The following is a 22,070-nucleotide window of genomic DNA, read 5'->3' as shown; positions in this document are numbered from 1 at the left end:
GCCACTGCTAACCCAGCGCGATGAGCGCGATCCCGGCACAGGCCAGCCCCACGGCGAAGAGCCCGCTGCGCGGCATCCGCTCGCCCAGCAGCAGCCACGCCAGGGCCATGGTGACCAGCGGAGTGTTTGCGTTCGAGACCGCCGCCGCCAACCCAACCGGGATCACCAGCAATGCCGCAACGATCAGGCCACTGGCACCGGCATCGAGCACGCCGGCGCCGACGAGGGGTCGCCAATCGGGCCGAAAGCCTTCCCAGCGGAGGCCAATGGCCCCGACCAAAACGGCGGTCCCCGCCGCCCGCGCCGCGACCAGGCCCCAGAGCGGACTCGTCTCGGCCGCACGCTCGAGCAGCAGGAAGTAGATCCCAAAGGCTGACCCTGCCAGCAGCGCAACACCGATGAATCCGACGGTGACCGCGCTGCCCTTGACGCTGGCGACCAGCCACGCGGCGACCAGCGCACAGGCCACCCCGATCAACTGGATGGGGGACGGCACATTCCCACGGATGGCGGCGTCCACCCCCAGCGCCACGAGCGACGCCGTCGCACCAGTCAGCCCTGTGACGAGGCCCATGGCTCCGCTGGTCAACGCCCAATAGAGGGCCGCCAGACCCACTCCACCACCAACGCCGGCTACGACCCCGAAGGCAAGCGCAGCGGCGGTCAGTCCCTGGCCCACCACAACGGCGACGATGAACAGCCCGCCCAACCCCACGGCTTGCACCACCGCCGCGACGCGCACGGCATCGTTCCGCCTCGCTGCCGAGCCGCCAAGGAAGTCCCCACCCCCGAACGCGATGGCGGAGGCAACCGCGAGCAGTACGCCGAGGACTCCGATGGGCATGCTTCATTGTGCGGTGGCGGGTGCCGGCGAAGCGCTCATTGCGCGACCCCGCCCGAGAGGAGCGGCTGGAGAAGGGGCAGCCGACGGTGATCTTCGATACCGCGGACAGCCCCGCCTGCTCGGACTGCGGCTCGATCATGGTCCGCAACGGGAGCTGCTACAAGTGCCTCAACTGCGGGAGCACAAGCGGCTGTAGTTGAGACGCACGCCGTAGACGCACGCCGTAGCGGTACGAGAGCCGGACGGAAGTCCGGCTCTCGTGTTTCATTGGAAACCGCCACGGGAACCACCGAATCGAGTACTATTGCGCTCTGTAGTATCGTATGCAGTACTAAGGTCTGCCTAGTGACGCGACCAAGTTGGCGCGACCAACACGACCGGCTGAAGAGGAACAAAGGCAACGCGAAGTGACGAGATGTTCGGCGGCTGCTCGCTGATGCTGGGTGGGAGCTCGCTCGCGAGTCCGGCAGCCACGAGACCTATGCCCGGGACGACTGCCCCCCGATCATCACCATGACGTGCAAGAAGGGGCACGTACGGATAGGCCAGCTAACAGAATTGCTGAGGATCATCGATGAGTGCGGCGATGACGAAAATGAAGACGACAACGAATGACCCGACGAGGGGATATCGCCTCGATGTTCGTCGCGAGGTGGACGGCACGTGGACGGCCGTCGTTCCACAGCTTCCGGGTTGTGTGGCGACTGGCGAATCCATTGACGAGGTCATGGCGGACCTGCCCAACGTCATTGACCTGTGGATCGCGACCGCGGACGCTCGCGGCCAGGACGTTCCGGAGCCCAACCGCGTAGGCGAATACAGCGGCAAATTTGTGCTGCGCTTACCAAAGGGTCTTCACGCTCGGCTCGTTGGTCAGGCCACGGGCGAAGGGGTGAGCCTCAATTCCTACTGCGCGACCGCCCTTGCGGAAGTAACTGGGGCTCGCCTAGGGGCGGACATCGCCTCACGCCTTTCCTGGAGCCTTCTCCAGTCGAGGCAAGCGAGTCGTTTCATTATGTTTGGCGGCGGTTACAGCGCCGAATGGCGTGTGGGTGCCTCCTTGAGAACCCTGCCGGCGAACGCGGGAGTCGTTCTTGGAAACCAAGAGGTAATGCAGAACTCGACGATGGCGCTCGGGGTGAAGCAATGAGAATTGCCTATCTGCTCGTAGCTGACAGCGCCAATCAGAGCAATGACGGCAAGTTAAACGTTCTTGGGATGGGTGTCCGTGTCATCAACGCTCCAGTCCTTCCGTTCCCTGTCGCATTGACAGTCCTCGTCTCGGCGCAGCTGGACCATGCCGAAAGGGGAGCGAAGCACGTCAAGCTCTCGCTCGCAACTCCCAGTGGATCTCAGGTGCTGATCGACGACACAGCACCCATGGAGTCCAGGGAAAACATGATTGAGAACCTCCCGCTCCAGCTGAACTTTCAGTTCGTACTCAGCGGATTGGCATTTAAGGAGGCCGGGCTTCACCACTTTATCGTCGAGATCGAAGGGGAACGGGCGGAGTATCCGTTCGTGGTCCAGATCCTAGGCACGGAGGTGCAGTCCTCCCCGGGATAGCGCTTGTTGGGGTTGGCCAGGAGAGGAGTCGACGGGGTCGACTCGGAGTCGAAGGACATGGCACGGGCCAAACGCGTGCAGCTCTTACGACGAATTGAACGGCTGCGCGGCAGCCGGGTGATTAGCTATGTCACCGGCGATCGCCAACCAGTTCCGGCGCAGATCGGTGACGACGCCGTTCGGCCGATGTACGAGTTGCTGCGCGAGATTGGTCACGTCAAACGCTTGGACCTGTTCCTCTACAGCCGGGGAGGAGCAATCGATGTCCCGTGGCGGCTAGCAACGGCACTGCGTCAGGCGGCCGACGAATGGCGGGTTCTTATTCCCTTCCGGGCGAACAGTGCGGGTACGTTGCTAGCGCTCGGCGCGGATCAAATCGTGATGGGGCGTCAAGGGGAACTCGGCCCAATCGATCCGATCATGAACCTTCAACGGATGGTCCAATTGCCGGGGGGAGGCAGTTCGCTTGTGCAGGAAACGGTCAATGTTGAAGACGTGATGGCATATGTCCGGTTTGTCCAGGACCGAGGAAAGCTGTCCGATCAGGCTGCCCTCTCGACAGCCCTCACGAAACTCCTTGAGCGAATAGATGCGATCAGTCTTGGGAATGCCTACCGGACCCACTCGCACATTCGCGACGTCGCCAGGCGACTGCTGTTAGCGCGAGCAAGCCCTCCGACTGAGCAGGAAATGGCAACTATCGTGGAGACGTTGGCTGAGAGGGTGTATGCCCACGGTCATGCCATCGGCAGTCGCGAGGCAAAGGATATCGGTCTGCCGGTTGAGGAAGCCGCCGATGACCTTGATGTCCTGATGTGGGGTCTGCTAAACGAATACGAGGATCATCTCCAGCTGCGATCGCCCATTGACCCAGAGGCAGCTGTGATGTCGGTCGATACCTACGACGAAGATGTCATCATCGCCGCGCTTGAGACCACAAAGTCAGGCAGCGAGTTCGGCGGAAGGTTCAACGTCCGAGCGCAGCGCCAGATGCCGCCAACGTTGAATGTGTCGCTGAATCTGAATCTCCAGTTGCCCGGAATCGACCCACAGACACTCCCACCCGCGCTCCAGGCGGCGCTACAACAGGGGCAGCAGGCTCTACTTCAAGCCGCGCAACAGGCCGTCCAGGAGGCGCTTCGTGCGCAGGCACCCATAAGTGGAGTTCAAGCTGCGGTCCGGAGCGCTCATTGGCGATCTGTTACGTAGTCCGCTCCTGACGGATGAGCGGGCTCGTTGGGAGGGAAATCCATAACCCAGCACCGATGGGACTTGTGCCCATGGGAACCGTCTGGCCGGCCGGGGTCCCGATTGGGTCGGCCACAACGCTGGGCTGTGGGGCGAGGTGGTAACGGTAGACATAGTTCGTGCCTGCAGAGAGACGCAGTTCAGCGCGCCCAAGATCGTCAGACGCGGCTGCTGGCTCGGCGTGGTCGGCTCTTACACGGGTCATTCGGACGGTTGATATTAGGTATCTCTCCGGCCAGCCGCAAGGCTCTGCACCCGAGAGCACAAGGCTCGGCGCGTGGGGACGCCTGCTAGCCCAAGAATTCTCTTTGCTCCGCGGCCTGCTTGGCGGGGATACGCTCGGCCTGCTGGTAGGTGGGCATCAGGAGCAGGGGCAGCATCGGCTTAGCGTGCTCTTCGAGCAGCTGGCGGATGCTCAGGATCTGGATGCGCGGGTAGTCCTTGCCTGAGACGGGTGAGGTGTAGACGCCGGCGGTGGAGGTCTCGAGCAGCATCGGCTTGGAGGGCTCTTCGAGGGTGATGAACAGCCCAATCTGGGCGCCTTCGCGCTGGATGGTGCCCTTGAGGTCGCGGATCATGGCTCCACCCCTGTCCGGATGTACAGCAGCATAACGCCCGGCACAACGGTGCGAGGACTCGCCTTTTGACGGTCGTGGCCCGCCTCCTTTGCACTTGGCCGGGCGCCTCCTGACGCACCCGTTGAGGTGTAGGCCTTGCCATGCCTGAGAGCCTAATTGTCATCTGATCAATTGGCTTGCCTCCAGGGTGTAACTTGCGATCCATGCGGCCGCATAGCGGCCTGAGGGAGGGAATCCAGCGTGAAGCTTGTGCCCGCGATGGTTGCGCTTGCCTTGATGGCAGCGGCGTGCAGCCCTGAGGGAGGTGGTGGCGACGGAGGCAACCGAAGCACAGATGAAGAGCCCGCCTCTGTGCCGTCGGAAGTGTCCGTGGACGAAGTTACCTATACGACAGAGGTCGCCGTCGGTGGATCGATCGTCGTAAACATTGAACTGTCCAACACTGGCACTGCTGCTAATCCGGGCACCAAGCTGCAGTTTTCCGATATTGATCAGTACGCAGATATTGTTGGATGTGTGCCCACCTGCGACGTCAGCGAGTTCTTCGGCGACTACGCCGACCTCCCTGGCGTGCCTGCTGGTGGTAGTGCGCAATACAGTGTGGAATTCATCGCGACTACGGTCGGCGCTGCCCGGTGGGGCTTATGCATCTACGACGGCTCAGGCGGTGACGACCAGATCTATTGCGGCAATGGAACCACGATCATCCGGTAGTTAGACCCGGGGTGCTTAAGCACTGACGTCGATTGGTTCGAGTGCCCCGTCGCGTCGCGGCTCCGCGTCCGCGCCTTCGACTGGTAGCCTTCCCAAATCGAAGCGGCTCTGAACGCCTTGTTGCGTCGCCGCATCCTCGAAGTACACGTAGCAGCCCTTCATGCCGCGGGTGAGAAGGACGCGGTAGGTGCGCTTCACGAGTTCCAGGAACTCGTCGCCCTTGGCACGCTTGACCATCGAGTCGTGCGATGAGCCAGGATCTGCGACCCATGATTCGGAGGCGGGATCCCAGCGGAGGTCCGTGCCGAAGATGACGCCGACGTAGTCGAACTCGAAGCCCTGAGCCGTGTAGATGCAGCCGACCTGGTTGATGCCGCGGGGGTCAGATGCCCAGAAGCGCTCCTGCGGGATGCCGTCGGCCAGGCGGCCGGCATCGGACTTGGCGTTCCACGGCATCTGCCAGGCGCCAACCTTCACATCGGGCACCAGGGTGCCGTCGTCGAGCGGATCGGACCAGGGCCAGCAGAAGCCGGCGACGAGGCGCGCGGTGTGGCCCTCATCGGCTTTCGATCGGATCATGGCATCCAGCTGCTCGACCGAGTCGACGATCTGGAAGTCGAAGCCTTCGCTGCCATCCCAGATGGGGTTCGCGGTCTCGTCCAGGCCGAGCGTGTTGTCGACCCAGGTGACGAAGCCCTTGGAGCCTGCGCACCGGAACTGGGTCTCGAGCTCGAACTCCTGGATCTCGGCACCGGCGCGGTGGGCCGTCTCGCTGATGAGGTCGGTGCTGCCGACCTCGTCGGGGCGAACCGCCTGAAGGTCGTCGATGAAGAAGACCGATGTCTTCGCGGATCGCACCAGCTCATCCACCTGAGCTAGATCGGTGCGCTGTGCTTTTGGCTGGAAGCGGTGCGCCGATGTCTTTCGCAGCCGATGCGCCTCGTCAAGGATCAAGACGTCGATGTCGTTCGGAGCTGCGTTCCCGAACTGGTTGAAGTAGGCGAAGAGCGCCCGAGCACGCGAGCCGACGACTCGGCGCATGTTCTCGGTGAACGCCTTACTGCCGGTAGCGTGCTGGGCGTTGAAGCCCTCCTTCGCCAAGCGTCCGACGAGGTGCAGCGCGATCACTGATTTGCCAGTGCCCGGTCCGCCCTTGACCAGGATCACCCGCTTGTGCGTGTCGTGGAACCCTTGTCGCGCGGCGGTGAGCACCGACTCGAAGACGACGAATTGCTCGTCCAGGAGGATGAACTCCTGCTGGCCGGCGACCATTTCGGCGGTGTGCTCGAGGAGCTTCCTGCTCGGCTTGTACCGAGACTCGAGGACCTTGGCCATGATCGAGATGCCGTCGCCCTCGGACAGGCGCTCGTTGAGGTACCCAGCAAGGTCTTCTGACTGGTCGCCAGTGAAGAGCGGATTGGTGGCCAGGTACGAGGCGTGCTTCGGGGCGAACAGCTCCTCGTCAGGGTCGAAGAGCAGGTTGTGGAGGTAGCTCACTCCGGCGAGATTTACGCCGTCCTCGTAAAAGACGGTGTGGTTGTCGAGGAGCCACTGTTCGTAGTGGCCAACCTGCACCGATGGGTGGGGGACCGGTCTAACTCGCCCTCCGACCCGGGTCTCGACACATCCGTCCGCGTTTGAAGGTCCTGTATCGCCCCACTGCTTTAGCTCGACGATTACCGCGCTTTCGGCGCTCGTGGTTGCATGGCCGGTGAGCATCGCGTCCAGACGTCGGCTGGTGTTGCCGAGCTGGTATTCAAGGATCACTCCATGGTCGTTCAGCTCCGCTTGGCCTATCAGCATGGCCAGCGCGCCGAGACTGTTCTGCCAGGAGGCGAACTCCGCGCCTCCGGGCTTGTGACCGATCTGACTGACGTACTCGACCCGCAGCTTCTCGGCGATTCGATGCATCCGTGCATCCGTCATGAACTGCTCGGACGTCCCCGAGTACAGTTTCACGTTTGACCCGTGAGCTCCGTATCCAGCTCGGCGGCCTCCTCGAGACCCTCGGCGATCGCGGGCGGCACCTCCACGATCTCTTCCCCTATCGGACGCGTGCGGAGTTTCGGCGCACGGGGCTTCCAGGCCGTGAGCTTCTGCAACACATCGCCGTAGTAACTCTTGACGGTCAGCAAGACGCTCTCGATGAAGGATCCCCGACCACCCGCGCGATTGATACCCAGGTCACGAGTGAGCGTAAGCCGGAAGCCGCGGATTTCTCGCGTTCGGTCTGGAAGGAGCGCGGAAGGTTCTTCACGCAAGTCGGAGAGAGTGGCCATCAAAGTCGTCGACAGACGTGAGACTCGCGCTTCGACGGTCAGGTCGGGGGGAGCCTTCTGGAGTTGGCGGAGCAGCCAGGAAATGCGGCCCCGCGATTGGCCTTCCTTTGGAGCAGCCAGTTCAGTCGAGATACGGATCTGCCGTTCCGAGAGGTCCGCAATGATCTCGAGTGGCCCGGCTGTGTCGGGGATGTTGAGCTCGGCGTAGAGCTCGCCCGAGTCCGCCAGCGACTCGCGAAGGGCCTGATGACGCGCAGCCGCCGAGGTCTCGGTTCGGCGCTGCAGTTCACGTACGTCGCGCCCCAACTCCTTGGTCATTTGGAGGGTCAGGAAACGGACGAGTTCGTCCCACCGGTTGGCGACAGTGCCGACGTCCTCATCCGTCTTCCGCAACGTCCGATTCCTTGCTCCATCCTTCACTCGGATCCAACTGGGACCCATGTCGTTGAACTGGACAACTCCTGACCGAGGGTCCGAGAGGTAGCGGATGAGCTCGTCGAGAAGATAGGCCTGATCCGGGTCGTTAACTCCGCGGAATTGCTTCTGGACCTCGGCTTCGGTCAATACACGCACCCAAGACCAATGATGAAGGGCCACCTTCTTGAGCTTCTTCTTGTCAATCGAGATCGGGTAGTCGGATGATCGCGACGTGAATTGATTCGAGATAGAAAGCACCGCGTCGATGCCGATGAAGCGAGCTAGATCGAGGTACATCTCCATCTGCTCAGTGGTTAGTGGCTGGGCGCCGATCTTGCACTCGACGAGAGCCCACCACGTTCTGCCGCCGCGCGTAACTCCGATCAAACCGTCCGGCCGGATCGTCTTTCCGTTCTCCGCCTTGATCTGCGTCTCAACGAACGCCTCGATCCTTCCTGCGGGCGCGCCGAGCGGCTTAAGGAGACTGCGCCCGAACTCATCCACGTGCGATAGCACAGCGAGTAGGGCGGATGCGGCATTTCGCTCCTTAGCTTCGACGCCGGTATCGGACGTCAGAGGAATCAGCCGAGCGACTGGCCATCGCTCATCACGCAACATGGGCACTGGTGTCCTCCCTGTAGCAGGCCTTTGGGTGGCCTGTTCGGCAAGCGGCGTTGCTGGCGAGTTCCGTCACCGGGCGAAGACCTGGGTGATGCCATCAATCATCCCCGGGGTTAGGACGAACCAGATGAGCGCAAAACCGATCGCAACCACTGCGAGCAGGATCGCGCTTTGCACCAACCAGGCCAAGAAACGGCGCACGAGGGAGTCGCCGGCCCAGGTGCTGAGCAGGCCTCTGGAGCGCGAACGACTGGGAGTGGGCATGCGGTCCCCCGGGAGACGTGGTTCAGGTTGGGCGCCCGAACTACCGGGAGCGTAGCACTGGATTACAACTTGGAGGCCACGATTGGGCGTACACGATGTTTCGCCGTCGGGTCAGGGGTCGGGGGTCACTCGCAGCCGATGCCGTCGCCGTCAGCATCGAGGCCGTACTCGTCCGGTCCAACCACCCGCACGCGACCGGTGTAGTACGGTCCATTTCCGGACCCACCGGCGCAGTCATAGTCCTCAACGCCTACGAGCAGGCAGGCGTCGAGGTACGACGTGTGGCAGTTAGCGGGCGCGGGGGTAGCTGCTGGCGGCGCCGGTGTAACGGCCGGTGCGACTGGCACTGCCGTAGGCACCGGTGTCGGCGGCGGAGTGGGAGCTGGTGTAGGAGTCTCGCCCCACAGGCCGCTGCCGGCCCCTCGCGCCTCTCCCTCGGCCTCGAGGAAGAGCTCCTGATACAGGACGTCCGGCGCGTAGGTAGAGCTGTTGGCGAAGCCCAGCCGCACCAGCTCGTAATTGACGAGCAGCCAGTCGGTGCCCTGCTGGAGCCAGACATAGCGTAGAAGGCGGCCGTATTGGTCGACCTCGGAGATGTCCTTCTCCAGCCAGACCTCCTGACCCTCTACCAGGAGGGTGTTCGCCATGGAGGCCTCTGCACCCATCCACTCAACCGGGACCGTTGGGTGGACGGTCTCCGGCGTGTCGATCCCGATGTAGCGAACCGTGAAGACCCCGCCATTGATCTCGACCTTGATGGTGTCGCCGTCCACGACATCGACCACTTGACCGATGGTCGTCGTGCCAGCGGGCGCGCGGCCGAGCTCGGGGGTAGGTATGGCAGTTGGCCCGGGGGTCGGACGTGGAGTCGGCTTTGCGGTTGCTTCGGCCACGGCGGCCGTTGAAGGCGTGTCTGTAGGTGGTGGAGCATCCTGCCCGCCGCCCGTAACGTTCCCGATTCCGATCAGGAGGACCAGTGTTGCGCCACCGATGGTGGCTCCCTTTCCGCGGCGCGACCGGCGCTGCCACCAGCCGGGCTGCGCGGTGGCATCTCCATCGTCAAGCAGGAAGGTGGTCGTGGGTTCTATCGGCTCATTGCGATCGCCGCTCGCGCTCATGAAGTGATCGAACAAATGGGGTTTCGGTGTCGCAAGGCACGGGCATTGGACAGATGGACTGGTTTCGGCACGTCGTTCTCCTGGTTCATCTCGGCTTCAAGGAACTACCGAATGTCTACCTTGTCGCCGGAGTAGAGAACGCAGGTGGCGAGGTGGGCCGTCGGTCTCCCGCGGGAAGGCTCAGGTGGGCGCCTGAGTTGCGTCAGAGTAACACGGGATTACAACTTTGAGAATATTAATCTCAAGGGGAGCGTGCTACGCCTTCCACGTCAGCGGCTGTTGCTCATCGCAGACAGCAGGCTGATGGTGATTGCGCATGCCAGGCGAGCGGAATTGGTTGACGGATCGTAGGTAGGGGCAAGCTCCACGAGGTCGAAGGCGATCGGTTGGGCCGCACCAAGCATCCGGCCGATCTGAAGGGCCTGGCGGCTGGTGAAGCCGCCGGGTTCGGGTGCACCGACGCCCGGCGCGTAGGCTGGGTCGACAGCGTCCAGGTCGAAGGTCACGTACAGGCCGTCGACGCCATCGGTCGCCATCGCGATGGCTTCGGCAAGGGCTCGGTCGAGTCCGACCTCCTCGATCGCGTCCATTCCATACCACCGGACGCCAAGCGCCTTGGCGGCCTCCACCGACGACCGTGGGTTGAGCCAGCCTCGCACTCCAAAGACCACAACATTCTTTGGGTCGACATTCTCGAGGTCGGTGGCGCGGTAGGTGGGGCAGCCATTGAAGAACGGCTCGCCGAGCCAGCTCTCCGCCATGTCTAGGTGCGCGTCGATGCTGAGGTAGCCCATCCGGCCAACGGTCGAGGCGGCGCCACGCGCGGCTCCGATGGTGATGCTGTGGTTGCCGCCGATGCAGACCGGGAGGACATCGTTCTGCCTGAGCAGGCGGACGTGGTCCGCGACGTTGTCCATCGTCCGGACGGAGTTCGTTGGCACGACCAGGACGTCCCCCACATCGGCCGTCGGAAGGACCTCCCAGAGATCGAAATCCCGCTGCGCGTCGTAGCCATCGTTCCAGCTCGAAGCGTCGCGGAAGGCCCGTGGGCCGTAGTTCGCGCCTGCGCGGCCGGCGGTGCCTTCGTCCCACGGGACGCCGGCTATCGCGCATTTGACGCCTTCCAGGTCGGAGACGCTCTTCTGATTACGCCCGAAGAAGGTCGCGACGCCTGCGTGGATGAGGATCCCTTCGTTGTGGATACCCGGGTCGGTCATCAGAGGCCCCTTCTTCTCCGGGAAACATTGTTCGCTGCCCACCGACGCAGCGGGCATGCCCGGTATCCTAATTGCGGCTTCAGATCCGGAGCGCACCCGAGGGAGCAACCCGCCGATGGCAGACAAAAGAGTGCTACTGGCTGGCGAGACCTGGATCTCCTACGGCGTCCACCTGAAGGGGTTCTCGGCATACACCACGGGCCAGCTCAGATGATCGGTTGGCTGGCGGGAGAGGGAGCATGACGGACGCCATCAGCCTGGCCGGCAAGGTGGCCGTCGTGACCGGTGCCACGTCAGGAATCGGGCGTGAGATCAGCCTGCGGTTTTCGCGCGCCGGAGCCGCGGTGGTCGCGGCCGGGCGCAGGACGGAAGGAGGGGAGTCGGTCGTTTCTGAAATCGATGGCACAGGGAGATCGGCGCGGTTCGTCGCAACGGACGTCCGCGACCCGGCAGCGGTTGAGCGGTTGATCGCCACAGCCGAAGAGACCTACGGGCAGGTCAACGTGTTGGTTTCGGCTGCGGGCGTGATGTTGCTTGGGTCAGCTCCGGATACGTCCGTGGACGTGTGGCGAACGATGATCGAGACCAACCTGTCTGGTCCGTTCTACCTGGCCAAGTACGGTATCCCGGCGTTGTTGCGCGCAGGTGGTGGAACGATGGTGGTCATCGCCTCGGAGCTCGGGCTCGTGGGAGCCCGCGAGTCAGCCGCGTATTGCGCGGCCAAGGGCGGGCTGGTGAACATGGTGCGAGCCTTGGCCGTCGACCATGCGCCCCAGGGAGTGCGCATCAACTGCCTGTGTCCCGGACCGATCGACACCCCGTTGCTGCAGGGGTGGTTCGCCGCTGGGACGGATCCTTTGGCTCGCGAGCGTCAGCAAGTCGAGCCCGTGCCGCTCGGACGGTTGGGTCGCGTGGACGAGATCGCCGAAGCGGCGCTGTTCCTGGCCTCGGACGCGAGCTCCTACTTCGCGGGGTCGATCGTGGTGGCCGACGGGGGCGCTACCGCCTGGTATGGGCTCTAGCCACTGCTCAGGTAAGGAATCAGCTCAGCAACGGTGGGAAGCACGAGGCTGGCACCGGCCTCCTGGAGCTGCTCCGCGGTCACGGCTGATCCGGCGGTGATGCCGACGGCGGGCATTCCGGCGGCCGCAGCGGCGAGCATGTCCCACGTCGAGTCGCCGACACACCAGCACGCGGCCGGATCCGTGTCAAGCACCCTCGCCGCGGCAAGCAGCAGATCGGGGTGGGGCTTCGCCAGCTTGACGGCCGTGCCATCGACAATGCGCGGCGGGCTGGTGCGGCGCAGAGCCGCAACCGATGGGCCGACCTGCTCGCGGCGGCTCGAGGTGCCGATCGCCCAGGGGATCACCGCCGCATCCAGCGCATCGAGAAACGGAGTGACGCCGGGCAGGAGGCGTGGGCTGGCGTTGAGCTCGGAGTAGATGGCACCGGAGCGGGCGTCGATCCGCTCCGCGCGCTCGTCGTCGATGTGCGTGCCGGCCGCCTCACCCACCTGGGTGGCCAGCTGGCGTCCATCGGAGCCGATGAGCGCGCTCACGAGGGCCTGATCGGCGGGGATACCCTCTTCCGCGAACGTTCGCACCCACGCGTCGATGCGGGTCTGGACCGTGTCGACCAGCGTGCCGTCCAGGTCGAGGACAACGGCCCTGGGAGGGGCGAGCTGGGCCGCAGTCACAAAAGCTCCGCACCGGCGCTGAGGGCATCCTCGCGGAAGCGATCCAGCGCGCCGAGGTCGGTGCTCGCCGCCGTCAGCTGCGCCATGACACGGGAGACGTCCAGGTCTCGGTAGGCGGCGAGGCGTTCCGCCCGCATCGGGCCCTCGTCGCCGACCGCGGGACCCCACAGGTGGACCGACACCTTGAGGGTCTGGGGGTCCCGGCCGATCTCTCGACATCGGTCTTCGACGATTGGGAGTGCCTTCGCGACCTCCTCCGGGGAGAGGCCGTCGAGGTTGAGCTCGTCGGCATGGCGCGCTGCCAGCCGGAAGGTGACGTTGGGTCCGTTGCCGCCGACGATGATCGGGATCCGGGGCCGCTGGAGGCCGACCGGGACGTTGATGGCGTCGATGACCTGGCGGTGCAGGCCCGCGAAGGTCGCATGCTCACCGGAGAACATTCGGGTGACGATCTCGAGCGTGTCGGCGAGAATGGCGAGCCGCTCCTTGAGGGGCGGGAAGCCGTAGCCGAAGGCGAGGTATTCGTCCTCCTTCCAGCCGGCGCCCAGGCCGAGCTCCATCCGGCCACCGGTGATCACGTCGAGGCTGGAGGCCATCTTGGCAACGAGCGCAGCGTTCCGGTAGCCCGCGCCCAGCACCAGGTGACCGAGTCGCACCCGCTCGGTGCTGACGCCCAGTGCGGCGAGCAGGGTGAATGCCTCGAAGGTGATCGCGTCGACCGGAATCGGGTCGGTGTGGAAGTGGTCGTACACCCAGATCGACTCGAAGCCGAGCTGCTCTGCGTGCCGGGCGACCTCGATCGAGCGACGCCAGGCGGCCGCGGGCTCCCATCCGTCGAACTCGTGGTCGACCCCCTGGGGCATGGTGACGCCGATCTTCATCGGCTCAATTCTTACCATGCGGCGGCCCGGAAATCCGAGCCGCAGGCCAGTTTCGTGACAAGTAGGCACTTGTTGTCCCAAGTATCCTCAGCCGATGCTGCGCGATGAGGTACCAGCCACATTGCGCAACGATTTCGCGCCGTCCTCACTGCCGATACACGAGGTGATTCAGCGCACCCTGCGGCGCCGCATCGAGGCCGGCGAACTGACCGAGGGACGCCAGCTGCCTTCGGAGGCGGCTCTCCAGCGCGAGTTCCAGGCAAGCCGCACACCGGTGCGCCAGGCGCTCCGCAGGCTCCAGACCGATGGCCTCATCGTCCGCTCTCAGGGCAAGGGGTCCTTCGTTGCCTCGGCCAAGATCGGGGTCGCGCTCCGGCAGATGGTGAGCTTCGGCAACGAGCTGCGGCGGCAGGGACACGCCGTCGAGGCGCGAACCCTCAGCGTGGAATGGGCAGCTGCGCCGACGGAGGTGGCCGGGTCCCTGGGGCTCGAGGATGACCATGCCACCTACGTTCGCCGGCTGCTCGTCGTCGATGAGATCCCGCTCACCTTCTTCGAGCACTGGATTGCTCCCACGATTGCGCATTCCGTCTTCGTGGCCGCCGGTGACTTTCCGTCCCTCTACGACCTTCTCACCGAGCATGGGCGCGAGCCCTGGTATGGGACGGAGACGATCGGTGCGTCGGTGGCCAGCGAGGAGATGGCGGAGCTGCTCGATTACCCCGAGGGCGGCCCGCTGGTCACCATGATCCGCTTCACGCGCGACTTCGAGCGCCTGCCAATCGAGTACACGACCTACGTCGTTCGGGCGGATCGGTATGCCTACGAGATCAACCTCATGCGGCAGCGGCGCTAGGCGATGAGCGAGACGAACCTGGAGCTGTTGGCGCAGGACCTCCGGCGCCAGCGGGAGGTGCTCGCCGCGGGGATCTCGATGTCGCGAGCTCGCGTGCGGGACCTTGCCAGCGAAATCTCCCGCCCGAGCCGCATCTATATCGTGGGGTGTGGCGACTCGTTGAATGTCGGTATGGCGGTCCGCTTCGAATGGGAGCGGGTGATGGGGCTGCCCGTGCACGCCATTCCGGCGCTGACCTTCTCGCGCTTCGAGGCATCCACCATCCCGGCGGATGCGCTGGTGATCGCACTTTCGCAGTCGGGCACGGTGGTGCGCGTCATCGAGGCGGCGCAGGCCAGCTTCTCGCGTGGGGTCAGCACCATCACGGTGTCAGCATCCGGGACCAGCCCGCTGGCCGCGGAGCCGGCCACGGCGACGCTCGTCACCGACTTCCCCAAGCTCGGATTCGTGCCCGGCACCACCTCCTTCCCGTACCACCTGGCGATCTTCTATGAGCTGGGGCTGGCGCTGGCCGAACGGTGGGGGACGGAGGCAGACACCGGCGCTGGTCGCGCAAACCTGGATCGGCTTCCGGACCTGGTCGAACGGTCTTTGGAGCCGATGTGGGCCACCGCCAGGCGGCACGCAGCCTCGATCACGCGCGACCAGCCGTTCCTGCTGCTGGGCACTGGGCCGAACCTGGCCAGCGTGCTGTTCGTGGCCCGCAAGCTCTTCGAGGTGCCGCAGGTCGCGGCTCTGGCCCAGGAGACGGAGGAGTACGCGCATGACGAGTACTCGCTGGTGACTCCGTCGCTGCCGTCCATGATCATCGCCCCCCACGACGCGGCCGCGAAGCGAAGCAGCGAGATCCTCGACTCGCTGCTGAACATCGGATCCCCGACGGCCGTGGTTGCGGAGCGTGGATATGTTCCCCCCAGGCCGGCCACCTGGACCTACGAGATGGAGCCCGGCCTGGACGAGCTCTACATGCCCCTCCTTGCGACCCTGCCCGGGCAGCTGCTGACCTACGAGCTGGGGCGAACGATCGGGGGGTCCTTCTACGCCACTGACGATCCGATCCATCGACGAGACGGCGATGACCTCATCTACCGCAGCGAGCTCGTCGCCACACAGCCAGCAACGGAGGAATAGCAATGGTCCGGTTCAGAGTCATCGTCGCCCTCTTCATCGCATCGGTCCTGGTGGCCGCCTGCGGGACCTCGACGACATCGCCCGACAGCTCTGCGGCCGGCTCCGAGGCCCCGCAGATTCCGCAGGCCCCGCAGCAGTTCGCGGATCTGATCGCGGCCACGGAGGCCGCGGACAAGCAGTACGACGGCGTCGAGGTCAGCGTGGTGGTCGACTCGATTCAGAGCGGCTACCCGTTCTTCTGGCTCGCGCCCGCGATCGAGAAGGCCTTCGACATCAAGATCAAGGTCATCCCCGCCCCCTTCGAGACGTTCTATCAGTCCATTCAGAACGACATCGTCTCGGAGACCGGCGCGTATGACATCCTGAACTACCCGCCTCGCTTCCTGGGCGACCTCGCGTCCGCCGGAAATATCGTGGATCTCACCGAGTACGCGTCCCAGTGGGATCCGGAGATGGACGACGTCTACCCTGTCTACCAGCTCTACACCAAATTTGACGACACGCTCTTTGCACTGCCGATGGACGGCGACCGGCTGGAGCTCTATTACCGCAAGGACCTGTTCAGCCACGCCGATGAGCAGGCGGCCTTCGAGGCCGAATACGGATATCCCCTGGCTGCCCCCGAGACGTGGGACGAGTACCTCGACGTCGCCAAGTTCTTCCAGCGTGACGCTGGGGCGACGCTGGCCGGCGAAACCCTTGCCGATCCGTTCTCCGGGATCGCCGAGATCACGAAGCTGCCGGACAACTTCGACTGGTTCCTCAATCGGTTCGGCAGCTACGGCGGCATCTATTTCGACGACCAGATGCACCCGCAGCTCGATACCGAAGCCGGGACGAGCGCCCTCACCAACTTCGTCGAGTCTGTGAAATATGGGCCATCGGACATCCTGAACTTTGAGTACGTCGAATCGTTCGATGCGTTCGTGCAGGGCCAGACGGCCATGTGCATCCAGTGGACCGACGTGGCCAAGATCGCTGAGGACCCGAACACCAGCAAGATCGTCGGCAAGACCGGCTATGCCCAGGTCCCCGGGGCCGAGCAGGCCGACGGCTCGGTCGTCCATCGCTCGATTCTGGCGTATAACCGCGTCAACTCGATCAGCAAGCTGGCCGAGAACCCGGAGGCGGCCTACCGGGTCATGCAGTTCATGAACCAGCCGGAGGTCAGCCTCCTGTTCGTCACCGAGCCCAGCGCCGGCATGGACCCGTACCGGATCTCCCACTACGCGGATCCGTCCGCGTGGGTTCAGCAATGGGATGAGCTGCCGGCCTACATCGAGAACAACAAGCTGAGCCTGACCAACGGCTATCCCGAGCTCACCATGCCCGGCGCGAACCGGTACAACGAATCGCTCGGGACCCACATCGCCCAGGCTCTCGCCGGTCAGGAATCGGTCGCAGATGCGCTCAAGAATACGACCGCCGAGTGGGAGACGATCACCGACGAGCTTGGTCGAGATGCACAGATCACCCACTGGCAAGCCCAATTGAGCGCGTGGAAGGAGGTTGGGCTCATCGACTGAGCGCCTCCTCAATGGAACGCGCAACCGGAGCGAGGACCATCGAGCCACGGCGAACGCCGTGGCTCATGGTCCTGCCGGCCCTGCTCCTGATCCTCGGCATCAACATCGTTCCGCTGGTCTACAGCACGATCCTCTCGTTCTTCCAGTGGAACCTCACCCAGGCGCAGGTCCCACCCCGCTGGGTGGGCCTCGACAACTTCATCCGCCTCCTGACCCGGGACCCCCAGTTCATCACGTCGGCGATGAACACCGCGATCGTGGTAGTGGCAACCGTCGCCATCCAGACCGTGCTGGGCGTGGCGATCGCGTTGCTGCTTGATCAGAAGCTGAAGTTCACCGGCGTCGCGACGACACTGCTCCTGATTCCCCTGGCCCTCGCGCCGGCCGTGGTTGGTCTTCTGTTCAGCAGCCTGCTCAGTGGGAGCCTGGGTCCGATCAACTACTGGCTGGACGCGATAGGCCTGCCTGCGCCCTCCTGGCTCGGCGACGCCCGCTGGGCCCTGCCCAGCGTCATCCTGGTCGACACCTGGCAATGGACGCCATTCATGATCCTGCTCACGCTGGCCGGGCTGCGATCGCTTCCGCAGGAGCCGATCGAGGCGGCGGTGGTGGATGGTGCCGGCAGCTGGCAGCGCTTTCGCTTCGTCAAGCTGCCGATGCTCCTCCCGGTCCTGACCGTGGCGGTCCTGCTGCGTGCCATCGATAGCTTCAAGACGTTCGACCTGGTCTTCCTGCTGACCTTCGGCGGGCCTGGCACGGCGTCGACCACGATGAGCTTCTACGGCTACAAGGTGGGCCTGCAGGCCTTCGACATCGGACGTGCGTCTGCCATCGCGTTCCTGATGGTGCAGGTCTTCATCGTCTTCGTGATCATCTTCTACTGGCGGTCGAAGGACCAGCTATGAGGCCGAATCGGCTCATCCGCGCGCTCCAGTACCTGGGTCTCATCGCAGTCGTCGGCGTCTTCACGCTGCCCACCTTCTGGATGGTCCTGGGTGTCTTCAAGCGCAACGTCGAGCATCGTGCACGGCCGCCTGTCCTGATCCCCAGCGATCCCTTCGGCGCCGCCGCGGACACCATCCGCTTCGCGTTCGAAGGCTCTCCGGTGCCCATCGGCCACGTCTTCCTGAACAGCGTCGTGGTCGCATCGGCGACGGCGATCGTCACCCTGGCGGTCGGCGTGACCGCCGCCTATTCCTTCGCGCGTTTCCGAACCGGCGGGACGAGCCTGCCGTTCTTCATCCTGACGCTGCGAATGGCCCCGCCGATTGCGGTCGGCCTGCCCTTCTTCCTGGTGTTCCGACAGCTGGGGCTGCTCGACAGCCAGCTTGGCCTGGTGATCGCCTACACAACCATCAACCTGCCGCTCGTGATCTGGCTGCTCCGCAGCTTCTTCCGGGAGCTTGATCCATCCATGGAGGAGGCGGCCCTGGTGGATGGGGCGTCTCGCTGGCAGGCGCTCCGCTTCATCGCACTGCCGCTCGCGGTGCCGGCCATCGCCAGCACCGGCCTTCTCGCGTTCATCTTCAGCTGGAACGAGTTCTTCTTCGCCACCCTGCTGACATCGAACGAGGGACGAACCATCCCGGCTCTGCTCCCGCTCTTCCTCCCTCGCTCGATCTCGGCCGGCCAGCCGCTCGGTGCGTCGTTCCTCATCGCGGCGCTCAGCGCCGTGCCGATGATCATCCTGGTCCTGTTCCTGCAGCGTTACCTCATCAAGGGCCTCTCACTTGGGGCCGCCAAGGAGTGAAGACTTGAACGCCCCGTTTGCCTTCTACCTGGCCGAGGATCCGCACAACACCATCCTGGACAGTGCCATCGCCTCGGTGCGCTTCGCCGCCAAGGTCTGCGACGACCCGGGCGACGGTACGCTGCGCTGCCAGAGCATGGACGCCATCCCGGACGGGACCCTGGTCGCCTTCCGCGAGCGAATGATCGACGGTGTGGGCTACTGCACCGATGCGGTCTTTGCCGCGAACCAGATCATCCGATTCGGACGCCTGCTCGAAAGTCCGCGGATGATCCGCTTCGGCGAGCGCCTGGCGGAGCACGCTTTCAACGGGGGGTTCTTCGATGACCCGAAGCTTCCGGTGCGGCTCTACCTCGTCCTCGGCAGCAATCAGTTCATGGACAACCTGGAGGGCCACGAGACGTACATCGAGCCCGGGCACATGGCGCGCGTCGGGCACCAGCTGCTCATGCTGAGCGACGTCGTCAACGACGAGATGGCAGCCCGTGCGCGAGAGGCGGGCGCGCGCATCGCCAGCTGGGCGACGACCCTCGACCGTTGCGATAACGGATGGTTCCCACGGCGCTCGACCCCGGACGGGCGCGTGTTTCCGAATGCTGCCGATGCGTTCGGCCCGGTCAGCCTGGGAGCGGCCCTGCCGATGGACCCGATCTACGACCGCAGCGGGAGCGGGGTGCTGATCCTCCAGCTCCTGGTCGAGGCGCATGCCCGCGGATTGGGTGACTTCAGCGCCATCATCTCCGACACGACCGCCGCCTTTATCGATGCTGGCGGGCATTTCGGGAGCACCAACAGCGATACCGAAGACCTCGAGGAGAATGTGACCTACGCGATGGCGTTTCAGGCGCTGCATGCGGCCGGCAAGCTGATGAACCGCCAGGATTGGGTCGACTTCGCCTACAGCGGCTGCCTGGAGCCGTTGGTGCGCTTCGAGCTGGTCGAGGACCTCAACGGGTTGGCCACCAAGGGGCTCCTTTACATGGAGGACTCATGGAATGCGGCGTGCACCTGGGAGATCGCCGAGGCTGCCCAGGCCTATCTGACTGCCTTCGGCGACCGGGGCAGGCGGCCTGACCTGCACAAAGCACTGACCATGCTGCGCGGCCTGGCCAAGCATCATCATGGTCCTCACGGGTTCCTGACCGAGGCGGTCGACTGGGACGGTCACTCGGTCGTGACGCGGCACGTGGACGGCCTGCGTTACTCGGACATCGTGACGACCCACCCGTTCCTCAATAACCTCCACGTCCTGGAGCCGACGGTCACGTTCCTGGAGCGGTTCGCAGTCCGCTCCGCCGTGGACGGCGCCGAGGCGTACTACGACCCCGAGGGCAACCGGCTCGGCCCCGCTCGCCTGGAGGAGGCTGATTGGCTGCCGAGCTAGTCGCGTTCGGCGACATCAGTATCGATGTCGCCGTCCAGATTCCGCGGCTTCCCGCGCCCGATGAGAAGCTGTGGGTCGAGATCGTCGGCGAGTACCCCGGAGGCATGGGAGCCAACGCAGCCGCGTCGTTCGCTGGGCTGGGCGGCCGGGCGGCTCTGGTGGCATCGGTCGGCGACGACGAGCGGGGAGCCCGCGCGCTGCAGGAGCTATCCGAGCGAGGGGTCGACCTCGCAGGGGTTGCCCACCTCCGGGCGCCGACCTTCTGGACGCTGGCCCTGCTCGGGGCCAACGGCGAGAAGAGCCTCCTGCAATTCGCCACGCCGGCGCTGAACGTGCCGTGGGCATCGGTCGACTGGTCCATTCTCGACGGGGCTTTGTTCGCGCATACAGTTGCCGATGAGGGGGACGGCAATCTGCGGCTCACCGCCGAGGCCAAGCAGCGTGGGGTCAGGGTCTCGGTGGATATCGAACCGGGCACGCTGGCGCCGCAGTTGCGCGATGAGCTGCTCGCTGGCGTCGAGGTCGTCTTTACCACCCCTGCGGGACTGCGGTCGGTCGGGGGACCGGCCGAGCCGCACGCAGGGGCCGCGTGGCTGCTGGAGCGCGGGCCGGCGATCGTAGCGATCACGCTCGGCCGCGAGGGCTGCGTGGTGGCCACCGCAGCCGGGGAGATGGCCCGCATCCCAGGCGTGGAGGTCGAGGCGCGCGACACCACCGGGGCGGGTGACTGCTTCGCCGGCGCGTTTCTCTGGGCGCTGAGCCGGGGTCGCGGTGCCCAGGACGCGGGTCGCCTGGCCAACAGCATGGCGGCGCTGAGCACCACCGAGCTTGGGTCGCGCGGGCGCCTGCTGACCCTCGCCGAGCTGGCACGCCGGCCCGAGCTGGCAGGGATGGGCGTGGAGGGATGGGACTCGTGAACGAGCTGATGCTGCGCGAGATGCGATCACAGCCGGCGGACCTCGCCGAGGCGCTGATCGACTTGCGACGTCAAGCTGCCGGCCTGCCCCTTCCACGGCCGGAGCAGGTGGTCCTTACCGGCAGCGGGGACTCAGGTTTCGCGGCGGCGGCGGCCGAGCTCGCCTTCACGCACGCCCTGGAGCGTCCTGTATGGGCGCTCCCGTCCGCGGCGGCGTCCCGCTACGGGAATGGTCGGATCGAGGGGCTGACGGTCGTGATCTCGGTGAGCGGCGAGGTGCGGCGCACGGTCGAGGCGGCGATGGCGGCAAAGAGTGCGGGCGGCTCGGTGGTCGCCGTCACTGCAGGTGCCGGCTCCACCCTGGCAGGGCTCGCCGACGCAGTGCTGCTGATGCCCGAGCCGATCAGCCGATCGACCCCGCACACCCGCGACTACACGATGACGCTGCTCGCCCTCCTGGTCCTGCTCGAGGGCCTTTCCGAAACGCCGATTCCGGAGCTCGACGAGTGGCCGGAACAGGTTGGCGATCTCCTCCCGGCGGCCCTCGCTTGGGCCGACCGGCTCGCCGGGGCCTTCGCATTGGTTGACGGGCCAGTCTGGTTCCTGGGCATGGGCCCTGACCGCGGAACGGCGGCCTATGGCGCGCTGAAGTTCTGGGAGGCCGGCGGCAGCGCCGCGTGGTGGGACGACCTGGAAGAGTTCGGCCACGGCTCGCAGCTCGCCGCCCGGCCGAGCGAGCTCGCCGTGATCTTCGCGTGCGGCCCGGCGATGAGCCGGGCGCAGGAGATGGCTGATGGCATAGCGCGCATGGGCCTGTCGCCGGCCCTGGTAGGCGAGGGGCCGTTCACCGACCCCGACAGCCTGGCGCTGCCACCGATCCGACCCGAGTTCAGCCCGCTGCTGACGTCCATTCCGCCGCAGGCGCTCGCCTATGCATTCGCCACGCAGCGCGGGATCGACGTCGAGCTGCCGATGGGCGGCAACCCGCTGGGCGACCTCTACGACGAAGTGCACCGCGACTGGATGCGACGGAGCGCGCTCGAACCGACACGCTCAGGCTAGGG

At 65.1% G+C, this 22,070-nt stretch carries 21 protein-coding genes; 13 read left to right on the top strand and 8 right to left on the bottom strand.

The features are described 5' to 3' along the window. Window positions 1–7: 7 nt before the first annotated feature. Window positions 8–844, bottom strand: a complete 837-nt coding sequence (locus tag WEB29_01420; protein MEX2135606.1) for a DMT family transporter — start codon at window positions 842–844, stop codon at window positions 8–10. 574 nt (window positions 845–1,418) lie between these two features. Between WEB29_01420 and WEB29_01415 the strand changes: the two genes are divergently transcribed. From WEB29_01415 to WEB29_01405, 3 genes are read left to right on the top strand one after another with little or no spacing between them, the layout of a single operon-like run. Next, entirely contained in the window at window positions 1,419–1,994 is a 576-nt protein-coding gene (locus tag WEB29_01415) for a type II toxin-antitoxin system HicB family antitoxin (protein MEX2135605.1), read from the top strand. Then, entirely contained in the window at window positions 1,991–2,410 is a 420-nt protein-coding gene (locus WEB29_01410; GenBank protein ID MEX2135604.1) for a hypothetical protein, read from the top strand. The genes WEB29_01415 and WEB29_01410 overlap by 4 nt, the downstream gene beginning before the upstream one ends. 57 nt (window positions 2,411–2,467) lie before the next feature. Continuing rightward, window positions 2,468–3,619: a hypothetical protein gene (locus WEB29_01405; protein MEX2135603.1), complete on the top strand. Its 1,152-nt coding sequence runs from the start codon at window positions 2,468–2,470 to the stop codon at window positions 3,617–3,619. 329 nt (window positions 3,620–3,948) lie between these two features. Here WEB29_01405 and WEB29_01400 read toward each other — a convergent pair whose 3' ends face one another. Beyond that, a complete protein-coding gene (locus tag WEB29_01400) occupies window positions 3,949–4,236 on the bottom strand; it encodes a hypothetical protein (GenBank protein ID MEX2135602.1) in 288 nt (95 codons plus the stop codon). A gap of 240 nt (window positions 4,237–4,476) precedes the next feature. Between WEB29_01400 and WEB29_01395 the strand changes: the two genes are divergently transcribed. After that, on the top strand, window positions 4,477–4,950 hold the full coding sequence (locus WEB29_01395) for a hypothetical protein (GenBank protein ID MEX2135601.1): 474 nt from the start codon (window positions 4,477–4,479) through the stop codon (window positions 4,948–4,950). A gap of 15 nt (window positions 4,951–4,965) precedes the next feature. Here WEB29_01395 and WEB29_01390 read toward each other — a convergent pair whose 3' ends face one another. The 4 genes from WEB29_01390 to WEB29_01375 all read right to left on the bottom strand — a co-directional run bounded on the left by WEB29_01390 (window position 4,966) and on the right by WEB29_01375 (window position 10,866). After that, the gene (locus WEB29_01390; protein ID MEX2135600.1) at window positions 4,966–6,876 is read right to left on the bottom strand and encodes a DUF2075 domain-containing protein; all 1,911 of its coding nucleotides are present in this window, start codon (window positions 6,874–6,876) and stop codon (window positions 4,966–4,968) included. 29 nt (window positions 6,877–6,905) lie between these two features. Further along, on the bottom strand, window positions 6,906–8,150 hold the full coding sequence (locus tag WEB29_01385) for a hypothetical protein (GenBank protein MEX2135599.1): 1,245 nt from the start codon (window positions 8,148–8,150) through the stop codon (window positions 6,906–6,908). A 506-nt stretch (window positions 8,151–8,656) separates the two neighbouring features. After that, the gene (locus tag WEB29_01380) at window positions 8,657–9,649 is read right to left on the bottom strand and encodes a thermonuclease family protein (GenBank protein ID MEX2135598.1); all 993 of its coding nucleotides are present in this window, start codon (window positions 9,647–9,649) and stop codon (window positions 8,657–8,659) included. 269 nt (window positions 9,650–9,918) lie between these two features. Further along, the gene (locus WEB29_01375; protein MEX2135597.1) at window positions 9,919–10,866 is read right to left on the bottom strand and encodes an agmatinase family protein; all 948 of its coding nucleotides are present in this window, start codon (window positions 10,864–10,866) and stop codon (window positions 9,919–9,921) included. A gap of 239 nt (window positions 10,867–11,105) precedes the next feature. Here WEB29_01375 and WEB29_01370 point away from each other — a divergent pair, with 239 nt between their 5' ends. Next, window positions 11,106–11,888 (top strand): SDR family oxidoreductase, encoded by a 783-nt coding sequence (locus WEB29_01370; GenBank protein ID MEX2135596.1) that lies wholly within the window; start codon window positions 11,106–11,108, stop codon window positions 11,886–11,888. On the opposite strand, the gene WEB29_01365 is transcribed toward WEB29_01370, so the two are convergent. Together WEB29_01365 and WEB29_01360 are read right to left on the bottom strand one after the other, a co-directional pair. Then, window positions 11,885–12,562, bottom strand: coding sequence for an HAD family phosphatase (locus tag WEB29_01365; protein ID MEX2135595.1), 678 nt, complete (start codon window positions 12,560–12,562; stop codon window positions 11,885–11,887). The two genes, WEB29_01370 and WEB29_01365, sit on opposite strands and share 4 nt — an antisense overlap. Continuing rightward, window positions 12,559–13,443, bottom strand: a complete 885-nt coding sequence (locus WEB29_01360; GenBank protein MEX2135594.1) for a TIGR03560 family F420-dependent LLM class oxidoreductase — start codon at window positions 13,441–13,443, stop codon at window positions 12,559–12,561. Before WEB29_01360 ends, WEB29_01365 begins: the two co-directional genes overlap by 4 nt. Before the next feature lie 94 nt (window positions 13,444–13,537). On the opposite strand from WEB29_01360, the gene WEB29_01355 reads away from it, so the two are divergent. The 8 genes from WEB29_01355 to WEB29_01320 are packed head-to-tail and all read left to right on the top strand — an operon-like array spanning window position 13,538 to window position 22,068. Beyond that, window positions 13,538–14,299 (top strand): GntR family transcriptional regulator, encoded by a 762-nt coding sequence (locus WEB29_01355; protein ID MEX2135593.1) that lies wholly within the window; start codon window positions 13,538–13,540, stop codon window positions 14,297–14,299. Window positions 14,300–14,302: 3 nt separating this feature from the next. Then, complete coding sequence (locus WEB29_01350) at window positions 14,303–15,430, top strand: SIS domain-containing protein (protein ID MEX2135592.1); 1,128 nt, start codon at window positions 14,303–14,305, stop codon at window positions 15,428–15,430. A gap of 2 nt (window positions 15,431–15,432) precedes the next feature. Then, window positions 15,433–16,956, top strand: a complete 1,524-nt coding sequence (locus WEB29_01345; protein ID MEX2135591.1) for an extracellular solute-binding protein — start codon at window positions 15,433–15,435, stop codon at window positions 16,954–16,956. A gap of 11 nt (window positions 16,957–16,967) precedes the next feature. Next, on the top strand, window positions 16,968–17,861 hold the full coding sequence (locus WEB29_01340; GenBank protein MEX2135590.1) for a sugar ABC transporter permease: 894 nt from the start codon (window positions 16,968–16,970) through the stop codon (window positions 17,859–17,861). Then, the gene (locus WEB29_01335; GenBank protein MEX2135589.1) at window positions 17,858–18,706 is read left to right on the top strand and encodes a carbohydrate ABC transporter permease; all 849 of its coding nucleotides are present in this window, start codon (window positions 17,858–17,860) and stop codon (window positions 18,704–18,706) included. The genes WEB29_01340 and WEB29_01335 overlap by 4 nt, the downstream gene beginning before the upstream one ends. Before the next feature lie 4 nt (window positions 18,707–18,710). Further along, the gene (locus WEB29_01330; GenBank protein ID MEX2135588.1) at window positions 18,711–20,090 is read left to right on the top strand and encodes a hypothetical protein; all 1,380 of its coding nucleotides are present in this window, start codon (window positions 18,711–18,713) and stop codon (window positions 20,088–20,090) included. Then, window positions 20,075–21,007, top strand: a complete 933-nt coding sequence (locus WEB29_01325) for a carbohydrate kinase family protein (GenBank protein ID MEX2135587.1) — start codon at window positions 20,075–20,077, stop codon at window positions 21,005–21,007. The genes WEB29_01330 and WEB29_01325 overlap by 16 nt, the downstream gene beginning before the upstream one ends. Beyond that, entirely contained in the window at window positions 20,995–22,068 is a 1,074-nt protein-coding gene (locus WEB29_01320; GenBank protein MEX2135586.1) for an SIS domain-containing protein, read from the top strand. Before WEB29_01325 ends, WEB29_01320 begins: the two co-directional genes overlap by 13 nt. Window positions 22,069–22,070 lie beyond the last annotated feature (2 nt).

This window comes from Chloroflexota bacterium (assembly GCA_040902225.1).
In the GTDB taxonomy this organism is placed as follows: domain Bacteria; phylum Chloroflexota; class Limnocylindria; order QHBO01; family QHBO01; genus CF-167.
Note: the sequence above shows the minus strand (reverse complement) of the source record. Positions and strands in the feature narration are given on the sequence as shown.